The sequence below is a fragment of the Larkinella knui genome (genome assembly GCF_003858645.1).
In the GTDB taxonomy this organism is placed as follows: Bacteria; Bacteroidota; Bacteroidia; order Cytophagales; family Spirosomataceae; genus Larkinella; species Larkinella knui.
Genome location: NZ_RQJP01000003.1, coordinates 802,270 through 828,610 on the forward strand (window position 1 = coordinate 802,270; position 26,341 = coordinate 828,610).

Below are 26,341 nucleotides of genomic sequence, written 5' to 3' on the forward strand. Positions count from 1 at the left end.
CCGGATGCCTCTTACGTCTGCACATTTCACCTAACAATCCTAATCACTGCCATTAATAGCCGGGATTCTGAGGAAACTTGGGACCCTCAACCACCCGGTCAATTTGGGTCTGGGGAATGGGCCGCAGCATGTGAAAATCCTGGATGTTGGGAGCCGCTTCCGGATTCCAGGCCTTCACGCGTCGTACCAGTGAACGGGTCCGGACCAGATCATGCCAGCGTTGCCATTCGCCAAAGAGTTCGCGGGTTCGTTCGTCCAGAATAAAGTCAACCGTTACCTCAGCCGGTGTAATGGTCATGGCGGTTGCGGCAGCCGCGTTTTGAGCCGCCGTGTTGGTTTTCCGGTAAGCCGCCCGTTGCCGAACCGTATTCAGCAGGGCAGCCGCCTTCGTGGCATCACCGGCTTTCAGGTAGGCTTCGGCCCCCGTCAGGTATACATCCGCAAAGCGGTAGAGCACACAGGGGCGGGTCGACGGATCGTTGAAGTTGGCTCCCCGGCTGGGGTCCATGAATTTCTTCAAAGCCGGAAAAATTCCGTTATCCCACAAGCTCGGCGGCACAACAAGCCCTTTAAAAGGCCGCGTTCCCACAAACTGCGGGGCACCTTCTACCTCAAAGTCGGGCAGCCAGACGGCGGTATCGGCCCCCACGACGGTGGTATAACTGATGCCCCGCTTGTTGTTGGCGGCCGTAGCCGTGTTGGTAACGGCGGTATTGGAAATATAAACCGTGTAAAATGAATTGCTAAAGCGCGAATCGACATTCCGGTTTGTAAACGCCTGATCCAGAAAGTAATTCTTCCCGGCATTGGGGCCTGATGGCCATTTATAACTATTCGGGCGCATCCGGGTATACGGACGTCCGTATTGCGAATCCCGGATCATCAACGACGTTCCGCTGTTCACGTAGGCTCCCGCAGCACTTTTGTAAGAGTTGATGCCGCTGTTGTTGGGGTAATTCCAGTTGGTAAACCAGGGCGTCAGATTTTGTGCGGCACCCCCACCGGCGGCCGCTCCAACCTGGTAATAGCCATATTTCGGGTCGAGCATGTGATCGCTGACAAACATGGTTTCTTTGCCGTAGTCGTTGGCGGGCACAAATGCATCGCCATAATCCTGCCAGAGATCGAGCCCATACGCGGCTTTGTTGGCAATGATGTCTGCACAAATGGTAGCGGACTGCGTAAAATCAGCGGCCGTGTTGTTGAGCCAGCCCCGGGTCAGATAGGCCTTGGCCAATAGCAACTGCGCCACCGGTTTTGTAGCGGCTTTCCCCAAAAACGGAGAGGTAGGCTGGTTGGGCAAATCGGCGGCTGCTTCGGTTAAGTCCTTGATAATTAACTCATACACCTGCGCAACCGGTTGGCGGGAAGCGGCCTGCGAAGGCACCGTAATAAATTCGGTACTGAGGGGCACATCGCCCCAGGTCTGCACCAGATAAAAGTACCAGAAGGCCCGCAGGAACTTGGCCTGTGCCAGATACTGTTTGCGGGTAGCCTCCGGCAGATCGGTCGTCTGGCCGTATTTCAGTACCCCATTCAACGTGTTGATGTCCTGAAAGGCCACGCCCCAGGCCGAGCCGAAGTTGCTGCCGTTCAAGCCATTATACGTGTAGGGCGGCACGCCACCGCTGCTGGCTCCCTGTAAGAACTCATCGGTTCCGGCCTGCATTTCTACCGTAAATCCTTCGGTGCCCCACTGGCCCCGGATGTCGTTGTAGACCCCGGCAATACCGCCTAATACGCCAGCCGGACTGTTGAAATAGGCAGGAACAATTTGTGATTGAGGTTTCTCCTCCAGTATTTTTTCGCAGCCCGTGTTGAGCAAGGCGGTTAGTCCAATGATGGACCAGACTTTTATAGTTTTCATGGTTCGATCCAGGATTAGAATTTAAAATTTACCCCAAGCGTAAATTGCCGTACGGGCGGGTTGTTGAGGTTGACAGAAATCTGACGCTCCGGCGTACCGCGCTCGCTGGCTCCCTGCGGGTTCAGGGTCGACTGGCCGCTGGCATAGCTGTTTCCTTCCGGATCGACGGCCAGGTTCTCTTTAACCAGTGGCGAATACAGGATCAGCGGATTGGTGGCATTGAAATATACCCGGGCCGAAGTCATTCCGACTTTCCGGATCAACTGACTGGAAAAGGTATAGCCCAGGTTGATACTTCTGACTTTAATGAACGAACCGTCGTAATAGCCTAAGGTAGAGCCAAAATAGGCGACCGCACTACCGGCATCCGGTGCGGGGAACGCGTTGGTTGGGTTCGATTCGGTCCAGTAGTCGGTTTTTACCTGATTAACCCGGCCCTGGTTGTAGAACGCAAAACCGCCCGAACCTGTGGAATTACCGGTCAGATACGGCACGATCACTTTCATTCCCATGCGGGCAAAGGTGACGATCGACAGGTCAAAGTCTTTGAAGCTGAAGCGGTTGGTGATACCGCCTTCCCATTTCGGCTGAAAATTACCCAGAATCTGCCGGTCAGCCGGATCGATCTTCCCATCGCCATTTACATCTTCCACCCGGATCTGGCCGGGAAACTGCGTGGGCGAGGTTTGTTTGGCCAGCGTCCCGTTTTCTTTATCCGCGGTCTGCCAGATGCCGATTTTTTTGTAATCGAAAATGACCGAAAGCGGTTGTCCCACAAACCAGCCTGCTCCTAAATTGGAGAGCTCCGTCGGCGTGGTCAGCTGCGTAATTTTCTCGCGGTTAAAGAAATACGTCACATCGGCGCTCCAGTTGAAGCCTTTCGGCTTTCTGAAAATTTCAAACGTCAGCGCGGTTTCCAGTCCCTTTCCTTCCGTTCGTCCCAGGTTTTTCAGGGTTGAACCGGCGCCGTTGCTGGGGGGCAGCGGAACGGACAGCAGAATGTCCTTCGTTTTTTGGTGGTACCAATCGACCGAACCCGTGATGCGGTTATTGAGGAAGCCAAAGTCAATCCCGAGATCCACCTGCGAGGTCGACTGCCAACCCAGACCGGTAGCTGGCAGACTGGTCACCGTATAGGCCAGTTGCTGCCCGGCCGTACTCGTACCGAAGTTATAATAACCGGCCGACAACGCCCCCAGTGTGGCGTAAGCACCCACGTTTCGATTGCCGGACAACCCCCAGCTACCCCGCAGTTTCAGGTTCGAAATGAAAGGGGCGGCTTTCATAAAGTTTTCCTCGATAATATTCCAGCCTGCCCCAACCGCCGGATAGTTAAAGTACTGATTGCCGGGCGATAAGGTTGAAGAACCGTCCCGTCGCAGCGTCAGGGTCAACAGGTAGCGATCGTTGTAACTATAGTTGACCCGACCCATGTAAGACAGCAGACCGGTTTCGGAAAAGGAGTTCCCAAAGTCCGAACTGGCAACGGGTGTTCCGGAAGCCAGCGAGAAATTAGACGTCTTGATGTAATCGGCCGGCACCCCGGTTATTGTAAACCGGCTGCCCAAGGAGTGGTTTTTCGTGATTTCATACAGCCCGGTAACGCCGATTTTATGCTTCCCAAACGTCTTGTCATAATACAGCAGGTGCTGGAGGTTGATGTCCCAGTACTCGGTATTACTAATTTCGGCGTTGGACGACGACTGCACCGTGGCGGAGTTAAAATAGGTGAGCGGGCCGTTATAGCCATTGTAATTCGACTGGCTGAAATTCAACCCGGCATTCATCCGATACCGCAGGCCAGGCAGAATATTTACCTCGGCGTAAATGCTATTGAAGGTCCGTAAGGCCCGCGTACGGCCCAAATACGAATCTTTTTTGGTCAGAATCGTCAACGGGCTGACCCCGGCGGCATCGATGGAGCCTTCGGCGGGGAACAGGTTGACCGAACCGTCGGCATTGTAGGGCGCGGCCAGTGGCGTTTGCCGCACCAAACCGCCCGGAATACCGCCCCCACCCGGTGTATTCGTATAGGTAAGGGTATTGAGTGTGTTCAAACCAATCTTGACATGCTTGCCAATCCGCTGGTCGATCGTGGCCCGGATGGTGTAGCGCTCAAACTTTTGGCTGGGAATAATACCGGTTTCATTGAAATACCCCATACCCAGCGAATACTGCGTATTTTCAACACCACCAACCATGCTCAACTGGTGGTTGGTGTTGAAACCGGGTCGGTAAATTAAATCCTGCCAATCGGTCGACACACCGGCGGCCAGTGCATCTTTTTCTTTCTGGGTAAGCGGGTAGGCGGTTGTGCCGGGGCTGGTGCGGTTGTATTTGGTCGCATCGTCTTTAAACTGAGCATATTCCTGGCCATTCATGACGTTGAATTTGCCCATGATATTGGTCACCCCGTGGTAGCCATCGTAACTGAATACGGGCTTTCCGATTTTACCCCGTTTGGTCGTGATCAGAATAACCCCACCCGACCCTCTCGACCCGTAAATGGCCGTTGCCGAAGCGTCTTTCAAAATTTCGAGGTTGGCAATATCATCGGGGTTGATGTCATTGAGTCCACCGAAGGGGATCCCATCGACCACGACCAGCGGCCCATCCAGTCCGTCACTCGATCCGGAGCTGGTCGTCAGCGTGCGGTTTCCGCGAATCCGGATTTGCCCCTGCGAACCCGGTGTCGAGCCGTTACTGATGATGGAAACCCCGGCAGCCCGCCCTTTCAGCTGATTGACCAGGTTCGGTGCCGGAACTTCTTTCAGGGTCGTTTCATTGACCGAAACCACCGAGCCCGTTACATCGCGCTTCCGTTGAACACCATAGCCTACTACGACGACCTCGTCGAGCGTTTTATTGTCCGTAGCTAAAGCGACGTTAAGGACCGTTTGGTTTCCGACGGCTACTTCTTTGGTAACATAACCAATGAAGGAAAAAACGAGAACCGTGCCAGCGCCCGAGGGCACCGAAAGCCGGTAATCACCATTTCCGTCGGTGGTGGTGCCCCGCGTAGCCGACTTGATCTGAATCGTTACGCCCGGTAAAGCTTCTCCATTGTCGCCCGTAACCCGGCCCGTGATCTGTACGTCCTGAGCCGGCTCATCGACAACGGCGCTGGAGGTTCTGTTCGGAGAAAGCACCGGGGGAGCCGCGGCCCTTCTAATGACAATCTGCTGGTTGACCACCTCGTAGCTCAAATTGAGTGGCGTCAGAATGTGCTCCAGAAGCTGATGAAGCTGTTCATTTTTAGCCTGATACGAAATTTTTCGCTTGGATTGAACGATCTCGCGGCTAAATAAAAACTGAACGTTTGCCTGTTCTTCAATCCGTTTTATAATCACCTCAACATCTTGATTCTGGGCGGAAAGCGTGACGCGCCGGTTGAGGATATCCTGGGCTTTGCCGTTGATGGCAAAGGCTATGTTCGCCAGGGAAAGCGCCAGCAAGATTTGAAGGCTCGAAATTTTCATAATCCTGACCCACCCCTTACAGTTAATTGAATAGGAATGCATAAGTTTGCGTACTTTGTTGTTCTTCTATGAGAGAAATGACAAAAATTCCCCAGCTCCTCAGTATAAGGAGAATGCGTTCTGAAGGCACATAAAAAAGGGGGCTTACGGGCGATGGTGTTGGTAGCACTATCGCCTTTTTTCCGGTAGGTAGAGCGTCGTTCTAGTTCATCGTACACAGGGCTTGTTAAGAGTTTATAAAGAATCAATGGCAACCGCGACTTCGAATGATGACCTGGTTGTCAACTAGTTCAAACGTCGACTCGATGGTTAAGCAAATCAGCCGGACTTTTTCAAGAAACGGCGCATCACTGAGCTGACCGGTGAAGGTGCACCCTTTCAGTACTTCCCGGTCATAGCGTATCGGCATATGATAACTCTCGGCAAGCTGGTCAAACACCTCAGGAACCGGCGTATAATTGAAAACAAATTGTTGGCGAATCAGCGCGGAAGGTTCCGATTCGGTAGCGACGATGTCGCGCCTGACATAGTGGCTGGTTCGGGCTTTTAGCCGAAACTCCTGATTTACAGTAAGCAAAACCGACTTGTCCGGAGCACGAACCGGAGTAACCGTTACTTTGCCCGTCTTCACTTTCACGAAAGCCGTGTTCTCCTGATCAAAAGAACGTACCTGAAAGCTGGTTCCCAGCACCCTGGTCGTGAGATTGGACGTGTAAATGATAAAAGGACTGGCCGGATTTTTAGTTACCTCAAAAAAGCCTTCGCCCCGCAGATAAACTTCCCGAACCGCCTGGTTCATTCGTTTACGAAACCGCAGCTGACTATCGTCCGATAGCAGAACCGACGAATTATCCGGCAACAAAACCACTAAAGGCTGCCCCGTCCTGTTTTTCACAACTTTCCAGGCTACAGTCCGTGCCGTCTGTTCGTTCGACCCGTCAGCAACACCGGGCCGCTTCGACACGAGCGTATTGAAATACCCGCAGACCAGCAGGCCAACGACCGCAGCCGCGGCCACCCACCGCCCCCAGTGCCATCGGGACAGTGGTCTGATGACGGGAAAAGCATCGGGCAGTTCGTCCAGAATGCCTTCCGATATGGCTTTTACCTGACGATCGGAGAGGTTCACGGTTTTACCCTGAAGAACCAGTAAGGTTACGACAGCCTGCTCGTAAATTTCCCTTTTCTCCGGATACCGGATCAACCATTCCTGCCAGTATACCCGATCTTCCGGTCGCCTTTCCGTGATCCAGATCCGAAAAGCATCGTTTTCTAAAAAGCCTTCAACAGTCGAAAGATTTTCAGGAGGAAGGCTCATTGGTACTTTTCGTTTATTTTTATTGATAGTATGAAGAATCAACCCGGTTATACCCTACCCAAGTCGATTTTTTTTGATAATTCCTTACCCGATGGGAGTCAGCCAGCGGCTACGCAGTTTGTGGAGTGCTTTCTGTAAGAAATTAGACACCGATTGCCGGTTTACGTGCATGACTTCGGCAATTTCAGGAATGGAGAGGTTCTCGTAATACCGCAGGTAGAGGGCTTCCCGCTCACGGGTTGGTAAGGAATCCAGCTGGGTCCGGATCTGTTGCATCATGCTCGATAATGATTCCTGGCGAATCATCAGCATTTCCGAGTCCGTATCCTCGGCCACGGAGGTATCCCAGTCGAGTTCTTCAAATACCAGCCGTTTTTGCGACCGCAGGTATTGCAGCACGTGGTGACGGAGGGCCTTCAGCAGATAGTGCTTGACCGAATCCGTCTCATTGATCTGCAGGCGGTTTTGCCACAGTTGCAAAAACAGTTCCTGGATACAGTCCTCAACCACCGCTTCGTCCACCATAAACTTTAGCCCATAGTGCTTCAGGACGCGATAATAGCGCTCGACCAATCGACCTAAGGCCTGTTTTTCTCCCTCACGAAATAAGTGCCATAATACCTGGTCCTGGGCTTGGGGAGTCATAAAGCTTGTTGGAATGTAACCTGACAAAGCGAAAAGCGGATGAGTGTGGTCGGAATTAGTTCGTGGCATCTTGTACCCCAATAGCCGGGCAATTGCGCTATTCGGGTTCGTCGTGTTTTCTAAAGTTGAGTTTAAACAGGCGAATTCTACGTGTACTTTTAACCGGTTTTCTCCCGGACCCCGTGTTCGATCCGGGAGAAAACCGGCGGGGGTTAGATATATTGATTGATCAAACTTTCCAGCCACTCCTGTTTGCCGCTGCGCACGGCCGGCTCCCCGTTTTCGATGGTGAAGCTGCGCAAGTCTTCCAGCGTCAGCTGACCATCCCGGAACGCCTTCCCGGATCCCGCATCAAACGAGGCATACCGCTCCGTCCGGAATTTAAGGTAATCCGAATCCCGCAGCAGGGCATCGGCCACGATGAAGGCCCGGGCAAAAGCGTCCATTCCGCTGATGTGGGCAATGAACACATCCTCCCAATCGGTTGAGGTCCGCCGAACTTTCGCATCGAAATTAATTCCTCCCGGCCTGATTCCCCCGGCCTGGTGAATGACTAATGCGGCTTCGACCAGCTCGTAAAGATTGATGGGGAATTGATCGGTATCCCAGCCGTTCTGGTTGTCACCCCGGTTGGCGTCGATACTCCCCAGCATACCGGCATCAGCCGCCACCTGCAATTCGTGATCGAACGTATGACCCGCCAGCGTGGCATGGTTGACTTCGATGTTCAGTTTGAAATCTTTATCCAGGCCATACTGACGCAGAAAACCGATTACCGTTGCGGCATCGTAATCATACTGGTGCTTCGTGGGCTCCATGGGTTTCGGCTCAATGAAGAAGGTTCCTTTGAAACCCTGCTTGCGGGCATAATCACGGGCACTGGTCAGAAATTGAGCCATGTTCTCAATTTCCCGTTTCATGTTGGTGTTCAACAGCGACATATAGCCTTCCCGACCGCCCCAGAAAACGTAATTTTCTCCATTCAGCGCAATGGTGGCATCGATGGCGTTTTTGACCTGCGTACCCGCGTACGCCAGTACGGCAAAATCCGGATTGGTTGCGGCTCCATTCATGTAACGGGGGTTGGAGAAGACATTCGCCGTACCCCACAGCAGCTTGACACCGGTTTCTTTCTGTTTCAGTTGGGCATAGTCGACAATGGTCTGCAACCGTTTTTCGTATTCCAGCACCGTCGGGGCCTCGTCGACCAGGTCAATATCGTGGAAGCAGTAATAAGGCACTCCCAGCTTGGTGATGAACTCAAAAGCCGCATCCATTTTCATTTGGGCCCGCACATTGGCATCCTCGTGCCTGTCCCAGTCAAACACGCGCGTTCCGGGGCCAAACGGATCACCGCCCGTTCCGGTGAAGGTGTGCCAGTAACTGACGGCAAAGCGCAACTGCTCCCGTAACGTTTTTCCGCCAATCACCAGGTCGGGGTTATACCACTTGAAGGCCAGCGGATTTTTGGATGTTGGGCCTTCGTAGGCGATGGCATCAATACCGGTAAAGTATTTCTTTTCGCCCAATGCAAGTGTTGTCATAAGTTGTAAGCGAGTTATGCGTTTAAATATTCAGTTACTTTCAGCGTGTCGAAAGGCCTTTTTCGATTGAAAAAATCCGGCGCATTACGAGTGTCAGAATGACGCTTATTATTAACTGTAAAGTTGACGCTTATTTTTTAATTGTCAATATGACAACTAAATTTTTTTGCAAAAAATTTTCTTTTCCCAAAGCAAAATAGGATTATACCGGGTATACGTACAGAAGAAGTTGCAATTAATTGGGGATAAAATTCAAAAAAGAATAGGTAATCTGGTGGTACTTATCGGCATCGACTTTGTAATAAAAGGCTCCCCGTTTGGAAAAGCCCTTCTGTTTTTCCGTCAATTTGATTAACAGGTTGGTCGACAGGATTTTACGGCTGAAGTTTCGCTTATCAAATTCGGTATTGTAGATTGCGTCGTAGAGCTTTTTGAGTTGGGGGAGGGTAAATTTTTCATTCAGAAGTTCAAAACCGATCGCGTGCTGGGCGGCTTTGTATCGGAGTCTTTTAATGGCCAGATCCACCATATCGCCGTGGTCGAAAAGCAAAGGGGGCAAATCATAAATCGAGAACCAGCGTGCCTGAAAGGCTTCCGAGATTTTGGACTCATAATCCGCTATTTTGACAAGCGAAAAGTAAGCAACGGAAATCGTCCGGACGATCGGGTCGCGATCCGGATTACCAAACGCGTGCAATTGCTCCAGATACACGTTGGTCAATCCCGTTAGATCAAACAGAATGCGGTTTGCCGCCTGCTCCAGACTTTCATCGGGTTGTAGCCATCCTCCCATGAGCGACCAGGTTTTTTCCTCTACGCCCCGTTTCACCAGTAACACCTTCAGGCTATCTCCATCGAAACCGAAAATTATGGAATCCAGCGCTACCAGGTAAGGATGTTGCTGCTTGTATTGATCTAACATAAATTGTACTAAGTATCACATTTCCATCGAATGGGCGAATGTACTAATAAAGCCGAAAGGTTGCTTTTATACCCTGTGAAAACATCCGGAGTGGAATCGCTACCGAAAACGATGCCCCTGAAACCAGTTACCGGCTAACGCACGGGTTGGATACGACCAGGCCACCCATAAGGCGTTTTATTCCTGACGGTAGCCGCCCCGGGCTGCTGCCGTCTCGTAGAGCAGAAGGAGCCAGCAGGCAAAACCAACCACATCAGAGCGTACATTGTTGACTGTAAGAACGTTATGAAGTAAGTCCAGAATCCGTTCCATCAATGCTCTAAAATCTTTCAAACCTTCTTTGACTCATCCGGTTCTAGTGGTATTTCATTCTCAATTCACTAAAATCCAACCATACGGCTATGGAACGCCAAACCAACATGATGCAAAGTAATGCCGGTATGAACCCCAACGGCAGCGCGGCAACAGACCTCGATTTCTCAACCACCGCCACCGCCCGTGATCTGGACACCCCTGCTTCGACCGGAGCAAGTTATCCAGGTTCCATGAGTAGCAGTGGCTATGGCGGATCAGCTTCCATGCCGACCGGCCCCGCCGATGATGATGAAGAGTTTGATGAAGAAGAACTCACGATCACCGACGATGACGATGATGACGATCTTCCCATCGATGAAGATGAAGACGACGATATCTAGTTGTCGGTTGTGGCTTAACGAACAAAAACGGTCCCCTATCACTTAAAACCAGAAGACGGATGGAACCTGAGGAAACAGAACAAACTGAGCAGGAATACCGCGATACGTATACCGACCAGGATTCGGAATCGCCGGGCGAAAGTGCGCAGGCAAACCGCACAACGGATGAACACCGCGCTCCGAATGCCCCGGCGGAAGGAGAATAAGAGTTAAAAATGAAGAGTTAAGAGTTAAGAATTAAAAGTAGGCTGACACGTGCTTACCAGCAGAATTCTTAACTTTTAACTCTTAACTATGGCCAACATCGTATCGCATTTCAACTCGGTTTCGCGCCATTCTTTGGCTGGCGAAGAATCTTCCGTCAATCCGGCTCCGGCGTAGAGCGTTCCCTCCTGCCCTTCCAGTTTCATGCAACGTAAATTCACGAACAGGTGCGTTTCGGGGCCTTCAGTCCGGTAAATGTTAACCGGCCCCAGAAAACCGCTGTACAACTCCCGCTGGTGGGTTTCATTCGTGAGAATAAACTCCTGAGCTGCTTCGCGGGGCATGCCGCAAACCGCCGAAGTGGGGTGTAATAACCGCAACATGACCGTACCGAGTTGCGGAAAATTTACCGCCTGCGTATCGACCGAGTAGTCGGACCGCAGGTGCATTAAATTACCGGCAATAACGGTTTTGGGACCCTCTTCGATGTATTCCCGAACCCGGATCTTCTTGAAACAGCCAATAATATACCGGCTTACCAACGCCTGCTCTTCAATTTCTTTTTGCGTCCAGGGCGCATCCGCCGTGCGCTTGGGCCGGCCTTCGCCGTCAAAGGCCGATTGGGTTCCGGCCAGGGCAACGGTGCGGAAAATACCGCCCGCATCGACGCTCACCAGTCGTTCGGGAGTAGCACCGATCCAGATCTGGTTGCGATCCGGCAGATAAACCGCCGATACAAACGCATTGGGGTAGGCCGCACACAACCGGTTGAAGAGCGTCGGAATTGCGGGTTGCTCCTCAAACCGAATGGTTTTCGTGCGCGACAGAACGACTTTTCGGAACTTGCCGCGCTCCATCTGCCGAATGGCCCGGCCAACGGTCTCTTCAAACTGCTGCTGTTGATTATCAGTCGCTTGCACTATATTTACCGTCGGAGCCAGGTTGTTTTTGACGGTTTTTGGGTTATTTTTGAACAAGGAATCAAAGGCCGGGTGATCCGTCGCCAGTTGATTCTGGGAAGCCAGGATGTTGCCATTCTCATCGAAGCGCCAGTAGAAATCGGCTTTCAGAAATAAAGTATTCTCCGTCTCCGGATTGATAAATGGACTGACGGCAAAACCCATCGGCAGTTCTTCCAGATCCATGACAACGGTTGAAACGCTCCCCGAACTGTCAATAATCAACTCCCTGTCGGTTCGATTCGGAAGGCGCCAAAGGGCTGCGGGATAACCCGCCTGGACGGCAGCCTGCCAGACCGAATGGCTGGTTTGCTGCGTTTGTACGGTTGATGACAAGTGTGTTAAAAATTGCATTATCGAAATCGTGTCGATGCCAATTTAGCTGTATTCGAATAACAGTTTGTTCTCTTTTTTTGTGCGTAAAAGTTGAATAAGTCTGTAAAATTTCTGGCTAAATGGCGGTAATCTTCCCCAATTCAGCCAACAAAAACAACAGTTCGTGGAGAAATCTTTCCGCTTTATCCAATAGGAAGTTTTTATTGGATAATATTGGTGAGTTCTTCAACTCCTGATAATTTGGCAGGACTATGGATATTCTCATCGTTGAAGACGAACCGCTGGCCGTTCAGAAACTCGTTAAGCTCCTGAACGCGGCTGACTCCACAGCCCGGATTGCGGGTGTAACGGACGGTATTGAGTCCACCGTTGGCTGGCTGAAGACCCATCCCGTGCCCGATCTGATCCTGATGGACATCGAACTTTCCGACGGGCAAAGCTTTGAGATTTTCAATCTGATTCCGATCGAATGCCCGGTTGTCTTCACGACTTCGTATGATGAATATGCGGTAAAATCGTTTCAGGTAAACCGGTTCGATTATCTGTTGAAACCCATCAAGAGAGAAGAACTGGCGAAAGTTCTGGCAAAACACAAACAGACTGACTACCAGACCGTCACATCGGTAAACATTGGTTATTTGATCGATGATCTGCGAAAACAAACCCGGCAACCCGAATTCCGAAGTCAGTTTCTGGCCAAATACCAGCAGCAGCTTCTCTCGATCGATGCCGCCGAGGTGAGCTTTTTTTACGCCAAAGAAGGCACAACGTATTTGTATAGCCGGGATAAAAACCGGTACACCGTCGAGTATAGCCTCGACGCCCTGGAGGAATTCCTGGAACCCAACCTGTTTTTCAGGATCAATGACCACTTTATTGTGGAAGTAAGAGCAGTTTCGCAAATTCATTCCTACCTTAATGGGCAACTTAAAGTAGACCTGGATTCCGGCGGTATTGCCCACGATATCGTTGTCAGTCGTGACCGCATTCGGGATTTCAAAGCATGGATCGGAAGGTAAGATGCAGAAACTGAATGATAAGTGGATGCGCATTCTGGGCGTCCCTTTGCTGGCGTTTACGGGCCAGTGGGCCATGTACGGCTACACGAACGTGCCCTACCCGGACGACTGGCGAATTCCGTTTTTCTTCATTCTGGGCAGTGTCGTAGTTTGGGAGACCAACCGCTGGGGCATTATTCTATCCCGCCGAAAGTATACCGAACTGACTCAAACCCGGCTGCGGGTGCTGTATCAACTGGTCTGGTTTGCCTTTTTTGCCAGTCTCATCCGCATCACTCAAACGTTTTTTTACGACCTCATTGGACTCTGGAAATCAGGCGATTACCTTCAGTTCAGGCCGTATTTTTTCAACACCCTGGTCTCTTTCGCCGGCACGGTGCAAATAGCGGCCTATTACGAAGGTGTTTATCTATATCAGCGGTGGAAAGTGGCCTACACCGAAGCGCAGGAGCTAAAAAAAGTGAATTTGCAAAGTCAGCTCGATTCGCTGAAAACCCAGATCAATCCGCATTTTCTGTTCAATAACCTCAACTCCCTGTCGTCGCTGATCACGAGCGACGCCCAGCAGGCCGAGCTTTTCGTGGATGAACTGTCGTCGGTCTACCGGTATTTACTCCAGCAAAATAACCGGGACCTGTGTCCGCTCAATGACGAAATTCAGTTTATCAAAGCCTACTTCCACCTGCTCAAAACCCGGTATGGTGACGGTATTTTCATGGACACCGACATCGAGCCACACTACCTGTCGTACCTGATTCCGCCCCTGACGCTCCAGATTCTGCTCGAAAATGCCATCAAGCACAACGTCATCGCGGTGAGCCGTCCGCTGACGATCAAGCTCTATACGCTGGACGGTAATTTATACGTTGAAAATAATCTGCAAAAGAAGAAAATGGCCGTTCCTTCCAATCAGATCGGTTTGCAGAACATCATGATCAAGTATAAACTCCTGGCCCACTCGCCGGTAACGATTTATAACGACGAGGTAAAATTCCTGGTGGGTGTGCCGCTGCTGACGCCGACGACGGAGGGGTAAGATCAGACTCAAACCGTCTGTTTTTATCACAAACTGCACCAATTGCCATAACCTTGTCCCTAAAAACTGGACAGCGCATTACTAGATAAATTCGGGCGATTTTGATAATTTAACTAATCACAAAATCGCTTATGAAAAAGACCCGCGGTGGCAGACCGCAAGTTCACAGAAGTGCAAATTGCCTTCGCACTTCGACAGGCTGATACCGGCGTATCTGTTGCGGAGGTCTGCCACACCTCCATTGTCAATATCTTACCGTAATTTTGAACAGACATGTTGACACCACTCAAGCCCCTTTTGGTGATGGGAAAGAATAGGGTCAAAAAGCTATAATTTTAGGTTCGTGGGGGTATCAATTCTGTCTCACGAACTCACCCTATGCGCCGAAAATGGAACATTGGTAAGTGATGGGACCGCCCAGGCGGACAACAACTTGAGAAAGGTTTATAAGTAATTTCAGCTTGATTAAGGGAAAGGGAAAGCGTTTCAGAAAATCGGGCGTTTAAAGCGATACCAGAAAATTTAAACGTCACTATCTCCACTTTAAAGCCTACTTTTAAGTCAGCCTATAATCCTTATTGAGTGATTAATTTACTACTAAACTTCCCACTTTTAAGGTGAATAGATTGTCCGTCTGGACCAGTTAAAGTCACATCGAACTGGCCTTTTACTTTCCCCGCTGCCCTATTCAGTTTTGTTACCTTCACCCAGCCTTTATCGCCTTGCTTGAATTGGTAGTACTTTTGAGGACTTCCCATTTGCGTATCCATTACGTGTAAGGTAGCTATTGCTACCGTAAAGGACGTTTCGGATTTGGCAGTCTTTGTTGGAAGACAGGTATCAGGTAAGGCTAAATTGTAATAGCCTTTTTTCAAGGGTAGCTGATAAAAGCCTAACATTTGCGTCGGGGTGCACTGACCTACACAACCCGTTACTTTTGGAGTGACCTTTAAACTTTGTGGACTAAAAGGCAGGTCTGTTCGAACAATAATACTAAACCGATCTGTTAAGCATGTTTTATTCTCTTCTGTATGGATTTCGGTGGCTTCTCCAGAGGCAAACCAGTAGGAATTATTTAGATTAGCAGTCAATGTATATCGCTTAGAGCAAGCCATACACATTAGCAGTAAGAAAAGAGACCATTTCATCAAATCCTGGCGTTTTGGAGTTAAAACTTGTTGTATTAAGCTTGATAGCTATCCAATCTACTAAAATGGCGGAGAGCCTAGAATAAAAAGCAGGATTTTCACAAAACCCTTCTATTTGAGACGAAGATTTTCCTGTTCGTATCAGATGGAGCGTCTGGCAAAACGGTAAATTAAATTGATAAGGGATCATTTGGAACGAGTGCTCGCTCAGATCGTATCCATCAACTTGATAAAGAACTGGTCTCTTTCAGAGCCAATCTCCCAGTAAGAGAAAGGCATAACCCGCGCTTCAGTTATTTCATTTTTGCTTCCAACCCTTGCTGAGCCAAGGAGGACTCAACCGGTTTCGCTTCATGAGTTGAAAAGAATATCGAAAAGAAGGGAGAGGGAGTCAAAACAACGTGTTGGATTTTTATCTTACAATCCCTGAAGCTACCATTTAAATTTGAAGTTCGTTGCTATGGCGCTCCCGCAGGGTTTGCAATGGGTGTAGAACGTTGCTTGTCTCTGGTTAAGAAGATCGCATCGCATCCACTGATTTTATAGTACCCCTATCAATTAATAACAGCACCTGTTTGCAAGCCGTACTACAAATTTTTTCGCAAGGAGCAACTTGGAAAGCGAGCTTTAGTAATAACCTGAGCGCACTGTAATCCAACCCTTCCGTTGTATGGTTTTAAAACTAGTTGTGGTTCGTCACACCGGTATTGATCCGAACTGGCAGTCACGTTTTGCTGTTAGTGTGTAAATTTGATTTTCACAAAAGAACATTATGGGCGCAACCTCCTTCGAAGAACTTTGCAGCCGCTTGTCCAGCGGCTCCTCCACAGAACTGAGCGCATTGCTGCCAGATGGCATCCAACACGAAGTGGGACATTTTAACGTGTTCAACCTGACCGAACTTACGCAGACTAGCCGTGAAAAACCGGCCATACCCTACGCCTGCCGTGCCTTTTATAAGATCAATTTTCTGACCGGAAAATCACGGGCCGAGTATCCCGACCGCACCGTAGAAATCACCCAGCCGTCCCTGATCTTCACGACGCCCAAAAGTCCGTTTACCTGGTGGCCCATGGGTCGGCAAAGCGGACAGTTTTGCGTGTTCACCGCCGACTTCCTCCACCCGACCAAAAGCGGTGTGATCCTCGACGAGCTTCCCATTTTTAAATCCCCGGAACACCCGGTTTACGAATTGTCAGAAACCCAAGCGGCACGTGTACAGGGCATTTTTGAGAATATGGAGACCGAAATTACGTCCAATTATGCCTATAAGTATGACCTGCTTCGCGCCTATACGCTCGAACTGGTGCATATCGGGCAAAAACTGCAATCGACTACGATGCTGCATCCCAATCACAGCGCATTTGCCCGTACGACATCGCTATTTATCGAGCTGCTCGAAAGACAATTTCCGCTCGAAAATCCGCAGCAGAAAATCGCACTGCGCACGGCAAAACAGTTCGCCGACCAACTCGCGGTACACGTCAACCATTTGAACAAAGTACTCCGGGATTCCACCGGTCTGACAACCACCGAGCTCATCTCGGGCCGCATTGTGCAGGAAGCCCGGGCCTTGCTCCTGCATACCGACTGGACCATTGCCGAGATCGCCGACAGCCTGGGTTTTTCCGACTTTGCGCATTTCGCCAAATTTTTCAAAAGTGAAACTTCTTTTTCTCCCGGCGCATTTCGTCGTCAGACAAAAAGTTTGAATTATACATAAAATTGATTGACGGCCACAAACCATGACGTGCTCATTTGCCGGACTTTTGTATTCGTTTTAATTTTATACAAAAGTCAGATGACAACTCAGAAAATAGCACTCATTACCGGCGGAAGCCGTGGAATAGGCAAGGACATTGCGATGAACCTGGCGCAAAAAGGCGTCGACATCCTATTGACCTACCGCAGCAACAAATCGGAAGCCGAAGCTACTGTTGCTACCATCCAATCGTTTGGCCGTAAAGCCGTTGCACTGCCGCTCGACACCTCGGACACCAGGGGCTTTCCTGCTTTTTTCGAACAGGCACAAGTGATCTTACACGATAAATTTGCAACAGACCGCTTCGATTTCCTCATCAATAATGCCGGCACCAGCGTGAGTGCTCCGGTCACCGAAACGACCGAAGCGCAATTCGACGAAATGATGAACATCCATCTGAAAGGGGTTTACTTTTTTACCCAGAAAGCCCTGGACCATCTGCGGGACGGTGGCCGAATCGTCAATATCTCATCCGCCGTTTCCCGCCAGACCTTTTCGGGTGTATCCGCCTATGCGATCATGAAAGGTGCGATCGATGTCTACACCAGGTACCTTGCCTTGGAATTGGGGCCGCGGAGAATCAGTGCGAATGTAGTCGCACCGGGTGCTATTTTTGGCGGCAGTACCATGCAGGATTCGCCGGAAATACGAAATTTTGTAACTGGCATTACCGCTCTGGGAAGGGTTGGTTTGCCGGATGATATCGGGGGTGTAGTAGCCTTTCTATGCAGTGAAGATGCGAAATGGGTCAACGGCCAGCGCATCGAAGTGACTGGCGGTGTGGGCCTTTAAAGTAACTATCTCCTATTTTCCAGGACTTTTCTTCGGTATACGTCGGCTGGTTCTTAGCCATCGCCCGCTCGAACTTCTCCGTCTTGTATTTTCTGGGAAGAAAGGTTTTCGCCGTAAAAGCCACAGTATCGCCAGTCTGGCACGGGATCAGCCATTTTTTGAGGCTCTCCTCTTTCTGGCGGTATTGTGGTTTTCCCTAAAGGTTATCCCGTTTAAGCAGGTCCTTTCTGCGGGTAAAAAGCTGGGGCTAATCGCAGTCAAGTTGATACCTACAGTGGTTGAAACCCTGATGACCTACGAGCGGCAGTTGTGAACGAGCTGATGGCCCCGCATTTCTGTGTTGAGAATGGTTGTCTCAAAAAGGTATCAATTCCTGATCAAGACGTTGCCCGAGCAGAAGTATTCATAAAAGCGGACATTTTACTCACTAATACTGTCCGAAACTGGACAGACGCTCTTGGCATATGGCCTTTGCCAGGCTATCAAAGCCCATTTGTGCAACTGGTATAATAGTTGCGCCGGTTTAAGGGATGGTTTGCTAACTCATTAATTCGTTTATCGATGATCAGTCGCACCTATCTTACCGTCGCCTGGCGGAACTGGCGAAAACAGCTTGGTTTTACGCTCATTAATGGCTTTGGGTTGACGACGGGCTTAACTTGCTTTGCCCTGATTGCGCTTTGGGTGCAGGATGAACTAAGCTATGATCGATTCGTTCCCCAGTATGATCGAATTGTCCGATTGACCCAATTCCAACCAACCCAGATGGGTATCGCCGAATCGGCTCGTACCGGTGCCGCCTTAGCCCCGACGCTCAACCGTCATTACCCTGAAGTGGAAAATACGGTTCGACTCCGCAAACACAACGAGATTATCCTTCATCAAAATGGGCAGGCCCTTCAATCCGATATTTTACTCACGGAGCCTTCTTTTTTCGACGTATTTGGTTACCGGCTGATCCGAGGCAATCGTTCCACTGCCCTACAAGCCCCTTATTCGGTGGTGCTCACCGAGTCAACCGCCAGGAAGTATTTTGGTCAAGCTGATCCAATCGGTCAACTCATGACCATTTATATGTATGACAGCACGGGGCGCGGAGCCCACTACATCGTGACGGGTATAACTCCCGATCCACCGAGAAATGCACATTTCACCTTTACCATGTTGGCTTCGTTCAAAACGGTTGACGTGGCTAGACCTGAACTCGTGCGAGCCAAAGGCTGGACGGATAACCGATTCTATACGTATCTCTTACTGCGAAAAGGTGTTGATTTACCGTCATTCGCTGATAAAATCGGACAACTTTATGCCACCTACGGAAGCGACCCAGTGGCGGCTGACCGTGCTGACGTACAGTACCGGCTACAGCCATTAACGAGCATTCACCTGGGCTCTCATTTAGATCATGAATTAGCGCCCAATGGCGACCGACACCAAGTTTCTATTTTTGCCACCATTGGTCTATTCATCCTGCTGCTGGCGGGCATAAATTATACCAATCTGGCCACCGCCCGTTCGGCCAGTCGAGCCAAAGAAGTGGGAATTAAAAAAGTCATGGGTGCCCTGAAAGTGGAATTGATCACACAGTACTTAGTCGAGTCCGTGTTCATGACGTTGCTGGCCCTGGGCCTCTCGGGGCTGTTGACAGAACTGGTTCAGCCCTACCTGGCATTCCTGACGGGCAAGCCACTGTCCCTGCTTTCCTCGCCTATCCTAATCGTGTTTCTGATTGGGGTGAGCTTAGTGCTCGGGGTGATGTCGGGCCTCTACCCCGCCCTGGTGCTCTCATCGTTTAAACCGGTCAGTGTGCTGAAAGGCTCCTTTAAAACCGGCACGAAGGGGGTCTTCCTGCGCCAGTCGCTAGTCGTAGCACAATTTATCATTACCCTGCTGCTCGTGACCAGCGTGATTATTGTTTATCAACAAATGAGCTACGTCCGGCATAAAAACTTAGGCTATACGAAAGAAGCTCTTCTGTTTGTGGGGGTGAACGGTAATGCCGATGTGGTGAAGGGTTATCCCTCCTTTAAGCAAGAGTTGATGGCTAGCCCGCTGGTGGGGGGTGTTGCCACCTCTAATTCGATTTTGCTAAACGGGCTGGAAACCAGCAGTGCCCAAACCACCGACGGGCAAGGCCGTGCCATTCCCGTCACGGCGGCCCGACTTCAAGTGGATGCCGATTACCTACCGGTATATGGTATTCAACTTGTAGCCGGTACTAATTTTAGGAGTCGCCAGCCTGCTAACCCGACTCCGACAGCCCCTGACATTCAGCCCGTTATTCTCAATGAATGTGCCGTCAACCGGTTTGGCTGGCCGAGTGCCCAGGCGGCCCTTGGCAAGCCCTTTAGCACCGATGGCCTGCCCGGAATCGTAGTGGGTGTCGTCAAGGATTTTCATTTTAATTCGTTGCAGCACACCATTGAACCGTTGGTCATTTCCCTGAAGCCTGATTATTTCTCTCGCATAACGGTCAAGATTGATCCTCGTCAGGCTCGCCAGAGCTTAGCGTGGCTTAAAACCGTGTGGAATCGTCACTTTCCCGGTACGCTCTTTGAGTACGCCTTTCTAGACAGCGAATTGGCAAAACAGTATCAGGCCGATGAGCGGTTTTCCAGTCTTGTTACCTATTTCTCGGGGTTGTCTTTGCTGCTGGCATGCCTAGGCCTCTATAGTCTGGTAGCCTATGCCATGGCGCAGCGAACCAAAGAAATTGGCATTCGCAAAACGCTGGGCGCAAGCGTAAAGAGCCTGGTTCTGCAGTTATCGAGGGATTTTTTAAAACTGATTCTAATCGCCATTTTTATGGCCATACCGCTTGCCTGGTATGCCATGCATCGATGGTTGCAGGGTTTTGCTTACCGCATTACGCTTGAGTGGTGGATGTTTGTGGGATCGATTTTTCTGGTTTTATGCATTGCCCTTTTGACAGTCAGTAGCCAAACCCTTAAAGCCGCCTTAGGGAATCCGATCAAATCCCTCCGTATGGAGTAAGGCGGCCTGTATACCCCACAAAGACGGAAGCCCCAGCCGCCAAATCGGAATTGGAGCAACTTGTGGCCGAACGGTTTCCCAAGATACATACCCAGGTGTCACAGAAAACGCTCGCGGCTGTTGCGCCACTCAACTTCTTATGTTCTCCTTCAAAATTTGAAAATAGTTACCGGTCTAGAATACGTAAAAAGACGGGTTGTTTAACCGGAGTAAGAGCGGGTTCAAAACGGTATAGCATTTAAATCTTGTCTCGTCCTCAATTCCGTTGACCGTTCTGGTGATTTTTTACCGCTCCTGCAAGAAGCTTGTCAGAAAAGTACTGATAGGCACCCGGGCTTCGACGGCGGAAAAGCCAGGTTATGTTCTCGTGCCTAAACTAATCAAGTCTGAACCTGTTGTGGCAAATCCAAGGAGGCTACGGCGAAAAAAGGGATACGCGGATGACGGCCGTCATCGGGGCTTACCAGGATTAGGTGTTTTTCAGAATAAGCGTCCGTAAACGCTGGTCATGCTCATCACCCCACTGCCCGATTGCACCAATGAGCGGGATAAGTGATTGACCAAAATCGGTCAGATAATATTCAACTTTGGGAGGGACAACCGGATAAATCACCTTTCCCACCAGCTCGTGGCTTTCCAGTTCCTTCAACTGCACATTGAGCACGCGCCGGGACGCCCCCGGAATTTTTCGCTGCAGATCGCTGGGACGTTTAAACCCTTCGTTGATAAACCACAAAAGTCGCATCTTCCATTTTCCGTAAAGGACTTCGCCGATCAGGTCGAGCCCGCAGTTCAGGTCGGGCATTGTCTTTCTTTCGTACATACGGCAAAGATAACCCGTTGCATTCGGCCATTCAATAGGGATAACTTTATCCCTATCTGAATCGTAAGTCCGTACTTGTCAGCACGTGTTGTACTAGCGAAATTTGTCCTAAACAAATCAGCAGGTCAATGGACTTTACTTTTGAAAATGAACTGGCGGGCAAAATTGCGCTGGTAACCGGCGGCAGCAAAGGCACTGGGAAAGCGATTGCCGAGCGCCTGATGAAAGCGGGTGCAACCGTGATCAGTACGGCCAGAAACAAGCCGGAAGACGAAACGACTGGCACCCATTTCATCGCTGCCGATTTAAGTAAACCGGACGGAACCCAGAAAGTAATCAACCAAGTCCTCGATACATTCGGCCACCTGGACATCCTGATTAATAACATGGGCGGTTCTGAAACGCCGGGGGGCGGTTTTGCGGTGCTTTCCGATCAGGATTGGGAGTCATCCATTCAGACCAATTTCCTGGCACCCGTACGACTGGACCGCGGATTTTTGCCCGGCATGATCAAGCGCGGTGAGGGGGTGATCATCCACATTGCGTCCATCCAGGCCAAGTTGCCCCTCTATGATTCCACCCTGCCCTATGCTGCGGCAAAAGCCGCCCTGGTCAACTACAGCAAAAGTCTATCGAATGAAGTTTCACCCAGAGGAGTGCGCGTGCTCACCGTATCGCCCGGCTGGATTATGACCACCGCATCCAGCCGGATGATGGAGCGGATCGCCGGGAGTTCGGGCAGCACCGCGGAACAGGCTGCTAACGGGGTAATGGAGGCATTGGGCGGCATCCCCTTCGGCCGGCCCGCCTGGCCACAGGAAGTCGCCGAGCTGGTTGGCTTCCTGGTTTCGCCCCGGGCGGCTTACCTCACCGGCACCGACTATGTGATCGACGGCGGCACCATTCCCACGGTATAGGCAGGCATTGACCTGTTGTTCTAAAACAAAATCATTTTTAATCGACACAAACTTCAAAATTTATGAAACTTCCTGGTACTATTGAAGGCCTTATTAAGGCACAGAACGATGTGGACAGCACCGCATTTGCTGCGTACTTCACCGAAAAAGCCACTGTTTCCGATGAAGGATCGTCTTATGCGGGCCGAACCGAAATTAAGCAGTGGATCCAGCAGGCAACTGAAAAGTACAGGATGCGGATAAAACCGCTCGATTTCCATCAAACCGGTTCCATGGCCGAGCTTACGGTGGAAGTTACCGGCACTTTCGCTGGAAGCCCGGCGGTTATGCAGTATCATCTTGAACTGGAGGGCCCATCCATCTACTCGTTGAAGATTACGGGATGAAAACACAGTACAAAATTTCGCCGGAACGGCTTCAGGAAAACGCCTGCTTTTTTGACGAAGCTTCCTGCCAAACCGTATAAGATATTAAAGGTAGCCTATAAATGATAATCGGGAAATCGGGGTTTAAATTGGCCATTTCAGTAGTAGTGCTCGTGTTCTTCTCGGCCTTTACTTCGGCGCAAAAGGTGGACGCCACGTACAAAAATGAACCGTCGCAGCGCATACGGATTGCACCTGAGCGTGTTTTCAATATGTTTCGTGAAGCCGGAATGAAGCCCGTTAACCGCAACCTGACGAGGGCTCAAAAAGACAAGGTGAGCCGTGCGTTTGCCCTGTTGCCCCCTTTACATCAGCGAATTTTAAAACAGCATCTGCACAGCATCAGCTTCATGGATAACATGCCGAACACGGCATTGACGTCCCCGGTTGATTCCACTGGCGTCCCGAAGCTGTTCAACATTACCTTTCGGGCGGGTTTGCTGGATGAGACCATTTCAGCATGGGCATCGTGGAAAGAAAATACCTGCTTCAAACCGGCAGATGATGCAAAATACAACCTGCGCGTCGAAGGTGGCAATCTGGATGCAATCATTTATGTGCTGCTGCACGAGGCTACCCACATTGTTGATGCAGTCATCGGGATAACCCCGCACCCGGCCGAAAAACAGTCCGTTGTTGAACCGACCCCGTTCACAAAAAAGGTTTGGAGCACGATGAACGTACCCGATACTCCATACATCGATTCGCTGCTGGAACAAACCCGCTTCCGAAGCGGCAAACCGGTGGCGATCAGCCTCGCACCGGAGGTGTATCGAAAGCTCGCGCAGACCCCGTTTCCATCTTTATATGCCATGGCGGCCTGGTCTGAGGATATCGCCGAACTGGCAACCATCCATCATCTCACCAGCCGGTTGAATCAGCCGTTTTATGTGGTGGTCACTAAAGATAATGTCGAGCTGACCAGATTCGAGCCCATGAAGAGCGCACTTGTTCAACAGCGATTGGGCCAACTAGCGATTTTCTACGCGAAATGATCGCGCAATACGGCTCTCTACAGTAGCCCCTAACCGATCTATTCTCTCTGAATGCTGCTTCCAACGGGCAGCCCGGGAAAAATGGACAAGACACCTTGCCTTTTATCCATTCTTTCAGGCGGTTTTCCATGCCAACTTTGCACTGTCAAATTCAACGGCAATGAGCTACCTACCAGTTGATTATCTTTTAAACTCAAATTATTACCATTGCACTGATCATCGGTTTTATGATCACCTTTGTCCAAAGTCAATTTCTAATTGCCCAGACGCGCAAGCCAGCGTCCGCCGGAAGGGAAGAGTACATTGAAGTAGAAAAAAACGTTAAACTGCACGTCGTCGATCTTGGCGAAGGCCAGCCGGTGGTGCTCATTCACGGCTGGCCCCTGAACAATGCGATGTATGAATATTAATATCAGTACCTGGTTGAAAAAGGGTTCAGGGTCATCGGTATTTCCCTTCGCGGTTTTGGTAAATCCGACCGGCCCTACGGAAAATACGATTTCGACACGTTCTCCAATGATATCAAAGTGGTACTGGAAAAACTGAAGATTGAGAAGGCCGTACTCGGGGGTTTTTCGATGGGAAGCGCCGTAACACTACACTTTGTGACCAAATACAAAGGAGCGCACATCAGCAAACTAGCCGTATTTGGCGCAACCGGCCCATCCTGGAAACAACGCGAAGGCTATCCGTATGGCATCATCGACCAGGGTGCTGCTGATTTGATCCAGCAGACCAAAACCAGTCGGCAGCAATTGGTAGCCGGTTTCGGGAAAGGCTTTGCCGGACAGGAAGGCGGACTTTCACACGAATCGCTCAACTGGCTTGAAAGCATTAATTTAGATGCATCACCACCTGTTCGTATAGAGAGTACAGGATTTGATTGATCCAGCCTTACCGCCCGGCACCGGCATAAACTGTTTTTGAAACATTTTCTGAATACTCCCGTAAAGGCGTTCGGTTAGCCATCCCGAATACAAACTAGCAGGTTCTTACAGCTTTAATGCATGAAAAAAATAACGATTACGACCATCGTACTAATCCTCCTGCTGGGTGTGTATTTCTATTTTACGTCAGGCGCTTTACCTCCGGGCCATCTTGTTTCCTTGCTCCCGACGAAATACGGAAAGGCTACTGGGGAAAAGCCCACATCTTATCTGATCCAGAATGTTTCGGTTATTCCGATGACTCAGGATACGATTTTACCCCATCAGTTTGTGCTGATCGAAAATAGGCGCATCAGACAAATCACCAACCGTTTAGCGGATGTGGATACTTCCACCAATCCTTTTCTCATTGATGGCACAGGGAAATACCTCATTCCGGGCCTCAATGATATGCACGTTCATCTCAACGATGACAATAATCTGCTGCTTTTTGTGGCCAATGGCGTTACTACGATCCGAAATATGGCTGGCTACCCGTTCCATCTGAAACTACGGGAAAGAATCAAAAAGCAGCAAATCCTGGGGCCAACCCTATACACCGCTAGCCCCATTCTGGAAGGAACTAACAACGTTTGGAAATTCAGTATCATCGTCAAAACGAAAAAAGAGGCCCGGGATGCCGTCCTAAAATACAAGAAGGACGGCTATGACTTCATCAAGATTTACCACACGCTGCCGGAAGAGTTGTACAAAGAGATAGTACGGGCGGGTGATTCACTCCAAATCCCGGTGGTGGGACACATCCCTTTTCAGGTGGACCTCCACCAAGTTCTGGCCTTAAATCAATACTCGCTAGAGCACGTCGATGTCAGTCCCATTTCTCCCACTATTCCCCTAGTTCAAAAGTTGGAAATGATTGGCAAATCCAGAAAATGGATGTGTCCTACCTTGCTGGTTTACAAAAACATGCAAAAGCATCCGAATGATCAGACAATACCCACCCATTACGAAGGATACGTCGACCCGCAGACGAGAATGTTTTGGAAACAGCGCCTGCAGTATTATAGCCGGGATCGCTATGGCTTACGAAAAAACATGGCGAAATTGATCTTTAGAAGCGGGGGGCGGTTTGTGGCGGGAACGGATTGTTTAAATTCGTATGTACTGGCGGGCTTCAGCCTCCATGAGGAACTTCAGGAGTTAGTTAGCGCGGGCTTACCCGAATTTGAAGCCCTCAAAGCCAGCACGGTGAATGCCGCGGAGTTCTTAAACAGAAAGACCGAAATTGGAACCATTGAACCTAATAAACTCGCTGATCTAGTGTTGCTGGATGGCAATCCCCTGCAAAATATTGCCAATACTAAAAAGATAAATGGGGTTATGCTCCAGGGAAAGTGGTTTGATTCCCACGAATTAAATCGGATGCTTGATGACATCAAGAAGAGTTATCCTGATTAAGAAGGCAGAAAGAAACGTGGTTTACTTCCAGATTAGACCGTGCTGTCAAAGTGGCTGAATAGTTTTCGGTCGAGTTATTGTCGGTTCCTTCAACACGGCTGCTTGATACGGATACG

The 26,341-nt window shown here is 50.1% G+C and carries 22 protein-coding genes; 13 read left to right on the plus strand and 9 right to left on the minus strand.

Annotated features, from left to right (window positions below):
• Positions 1-52: 52 nt before the first annotated feature.
• The 6 genes from EHT87_RS17340 to EHT87_RS17365 all read right to left on the minus strand — a co-directional run bounded on the left by EHT87_RS17340 (position 53) and on the right by EHT87_RS17365 (position 9,775).
• The gene (locus EHT87_RS17340) at positions 53-1,867 is read right to left on the minus strand and encodes a RagB/SusD family nutrient uptake outer membrane protein (RefSeq protein WP_124907909.1); all 1,815 of its coding nucleotides are present in this window, start codon (positions 1,865-1,867) and stop codon (positions 53-55) included.
• A gap of 14 nt (positions 1,868-1,881) precedes the next feature.
• Positions 1,882-5,346, minus strand: coding sequence for a TonB-dependent receptor (locus tag EHT87_RS17345; protein ID WP_124907910.1), 3,465 nt, complete (start codon positions 5,344-5,346; stop codon positions 1,882-1,884).
• Positions 5,347-5,590: 244 nt separating this feature from the next.
• Positions 5,591-6,664, minus strand: coding sequence for a FecR family protein (locus EHT87_RS17350; protein WP_124907911.1), 1,074 nt, complete (start codon positions 6,662-6,664; stop codon positions 5,591-5,593).
• A gap of 84 nt (positions 6,665-6,748) precedes the next feature.
• Positions 6,749-7,309: an RNA polymerase sigma factor gene (locus EHT87_RS17355; RefSeq protein ID WP_124907912.1), complete on the minus strand. Its 561-nt coding sequence runs from the start codon at positions 7,307-7,309 to the stop codon at positions 6,749-6,751.
• Positions 7,310-7,521: 212 nt separating this feature from the next.
• Entirely contained in the window at positions 7,522-8,853 is a 1,332-nt protein-coding gene (gene xylA / locus EHT87_RS17360; protein WP_124907913.1) for a xylose isomerase, read from the minus strand.
• A 235-nt stretch (positions 8,854-9,088) separates the two neighbouring features.
• Positions 9,089-9,775 carry an NUDIX hydrolase gene (locus EHT87_RS17365; protein WP_124907914.1) on the minus strand — a complete coding sequence of 229 codons (687 nt, stop codon included), beginning with the start codon at positions 9,773-9,775 and terminating at the stop codon, positions 9,089-9,091.
• A gap of 401 nt (positions 9,776-10,176) precedes the next feature.
• Here EHT87_RS17365 and EHT87_RS31345 point away from each other — a divergent pair, with 401 nt between their 5' ends.
• The gene (locus tag EHT87_RS31345; RefSeq protein WP_185716261.1) at positions 10,177-10,470 is read left to right on the plus strand and encodes a hypothetical protein; all 294 of its coding nucleotides are present in this window, start codon (positions 10,177-10,179) and stop codon (positions 10,468-10,470) included.
• A gap of 59 nt (positions 10,471-10,529) precedes the next feature.
• Positions 10,530-10,676: a hypothetical protein gene (locus EHT87_RS31350; RefSeq protein WP_185716262.1), complete on the plus strand. Its 147-nt coding sequence runs from the start codon at positions 10,530-10,532 to the stop codon at positions 10,674-10,676.
• A 75-nt stretch (positions 10,677-10,751) separates the two neighbouring features.
• On the opposite strand, the gene EHT87_RS17375 is transcribed toward EHT87_RS31350, so the two are convergent.
• Positions 10,752-11,969 carry a chorismate-binding protein gene (locus EHT87_RS17375; RefSeq protein WP_229321144.1) on the minus strand — a complete coding sequence of 406 codons (1,218 nt, stop codon included), beginning with the start codon at positions 11,967-11,969 and terminating at the stop codon, positions 10,752-10,754.
• A gap of 251 nt (positions 11,970-12,220) precedes the next feature.
• Between EHT87_RS17375 and EHT87_RS17380 the strand changes: the two genes are divergently transcribed.
• Positions 12,221-12,988 (plus strand): LytR/AlgR family response regulator transcription factor, encoded by a 768-nt coding sequence (locus EHT87_RS17380; protein WP_124907916.1) that lies wholly within the window; start codon positions 12,221-12,223, stop codon positions 12,986-12,988.
• 1 nt (position 12,989) lies between these two features.
• Positions 12,990-14,024, plus strand: a complete 1,035-nt coding sequence (locus tag EHT87_RS17385) for a sensor histidine kinase (protein WP_124907917.1) — start codon at positions 12,990-12,992, stop codon at positions 14,022-14,024.
• Positions 14,025-14,599: 575 nt separating this feature from the next.
• Here the strand turns inward: EHT87_RS17385 and EHT87_RS17390 are convergent.
• On the minus strand, positions 14,600-15,172 hold the full coding sequence (locus EHT87_RS17390) for a hypothetical protein (protein WP_124907918.1): 573 nt from the start codon (positions 15,170-15,172) through the stop codon (positions 14,600-14,602).
• A gap of 772 nt (positions 15,173-15,944) precedes the next feature.
• Between EHT87_RS17390 and EHT87_RS17395 the strand changes: the two genes are divergently transcribed.
• From EHT87_RS17395 to EHT87_RS17405, 3 genes are all read left to right on the plus strand, one after another.
• Complete coding sequence (locus EHT87_RS17395) at positions 15,945-16,895, plus strand: helix-turn-helix domain-containing protein (protein ID WP_124907919.1); 951 nt, start codon at positions 15,945-15,947, stop codon at positions 16,893-16,895.
• Positions 16,896-16,973: 78 nt separating this feature from the next.
• Positions 16,974-17,726 (plus strand): SDR family NAD(P)-dependent oxidoreductase, encoded by a 753-nt coding sequence (locus EHT87_RS17400; protein WP_124907920.1) that lies wholly within the window; start codon positions 16,974-16,976, stop codon positions 17,724-17,726.
• Between the two features lie 561 nt (positions 17,727-18,287).
• Complete coding sequence (locus EHT87_RS17405) at positions 18,288-20,720, plus strand: ABC transporter permease (protein ID WP_124907921.1); 2,433 nt, start codon at positions 18,288-18,290, stop codon at positions 20,718-20,720.
• Between the two features lie 469 nt (positions 20,721-21,189).
• Here the strand turns inward: EHT87_RS17405 and EHT87_RS17410 are convergent, their stop codons facing one another.
• Positions 21,190-21,543, minus strand: a complete 354-nt coding sequence (locus tag EHT87_RS17410) for a winged helix-turn-helix transcriptional regulator (protein ID WP_124907922.1) — start codon at positions 21,541-21,543, stop codon at positions 21,190-21,192.
• Between the two features lie 128 nt (positions 21,544-21,671).
• On the opposite strand from EHT87_RS17410, the gene EHT87_RS17415 reads away from it, so the two are divergent.
• The 6 genes from EHT87_RS17415 to EHT87_RS17435 all read left to right on the plus strand — a co-directional run bounded on the left by EHT87_RS17415 (position 21,672) and on the right by EHT87_RS17435 (position 26,225).
• On the plus strand, positions 21,672-22,460 hold the full coding sequence (locus tag EHT87_RS17415; RefSeq protein ID WP_124907923.1) for an SDR family oxidoreductase: 789 nt from the start codon (positions 21,672-21,674) through the stop codon (positions 22,458-22,460).
• Positions 22,461-22,522: 62 nt separating this feature from the next.
• Complete coding sequence (locus EHT87_RS17420; protein ID WP_124907924.1) at positions 22,523-22,846, plus strand: nuclear transport factor 2 family protein; 324 nt, start codon at positions 22,523-22,525, stop codon at positions 22,844-22,846.
• A gap of 128 nt (positions 22,847-22,974) precedes the next feature.
• The gene (locus EHT87_RS17425) at positions 22,975-23,880 is read left to right on the plus strand and encodes a hypothetical protein (RefSeq protein ID WP_229321146.1); all 906 of its coding nucleotides are present in this window, start codon (positions 22,975-22,977) and stop codon (positions 23,878-23,880) included.
• A 227-nt stretch (positions 23,881-24,107) separates the two neighbouring features.
• Complete coding sequence (locus EHT87_RS31610; RefSeq protein WP_229321148.1) at positions 24,108-24,290, plus strand: alpha/beta fold hydrolase; 183 nt, start codon at positions 24,108-24,110, stop codon at positions 24,288-24,290.
• Positions 24,291-24,299: 9 nt separating this feature from the next.
• On the plus strand, positions 24,300-24,767 hold the full coding sequence (locus EHT87_RS31615) for an alpha/beta fold hydrolase (RefSeq protein ID WP_262707756.1): 468 nt from the start codon (positions 24,300-24,302) through the stop codon (positions 24,765-24,767).
• A gap of 120 nt (positions 24,768-24,887) precedes the next feature.
• Positions 24,888-26,225 carry an amidohydrolase family protein gene (locus tag EHT87_RS17435; protein WP_124907926.1) on the plus strand — a complete coding sequence of 446 codons (1,338 nt, stop codon included), beginning with the start codon at positions 24,888-24,890 and terminating at the stop codon, positions 26,223-26,225.
• The last annotated feature ends 116 nt before the right edge of the window (positions 26,226-26,341 follow it).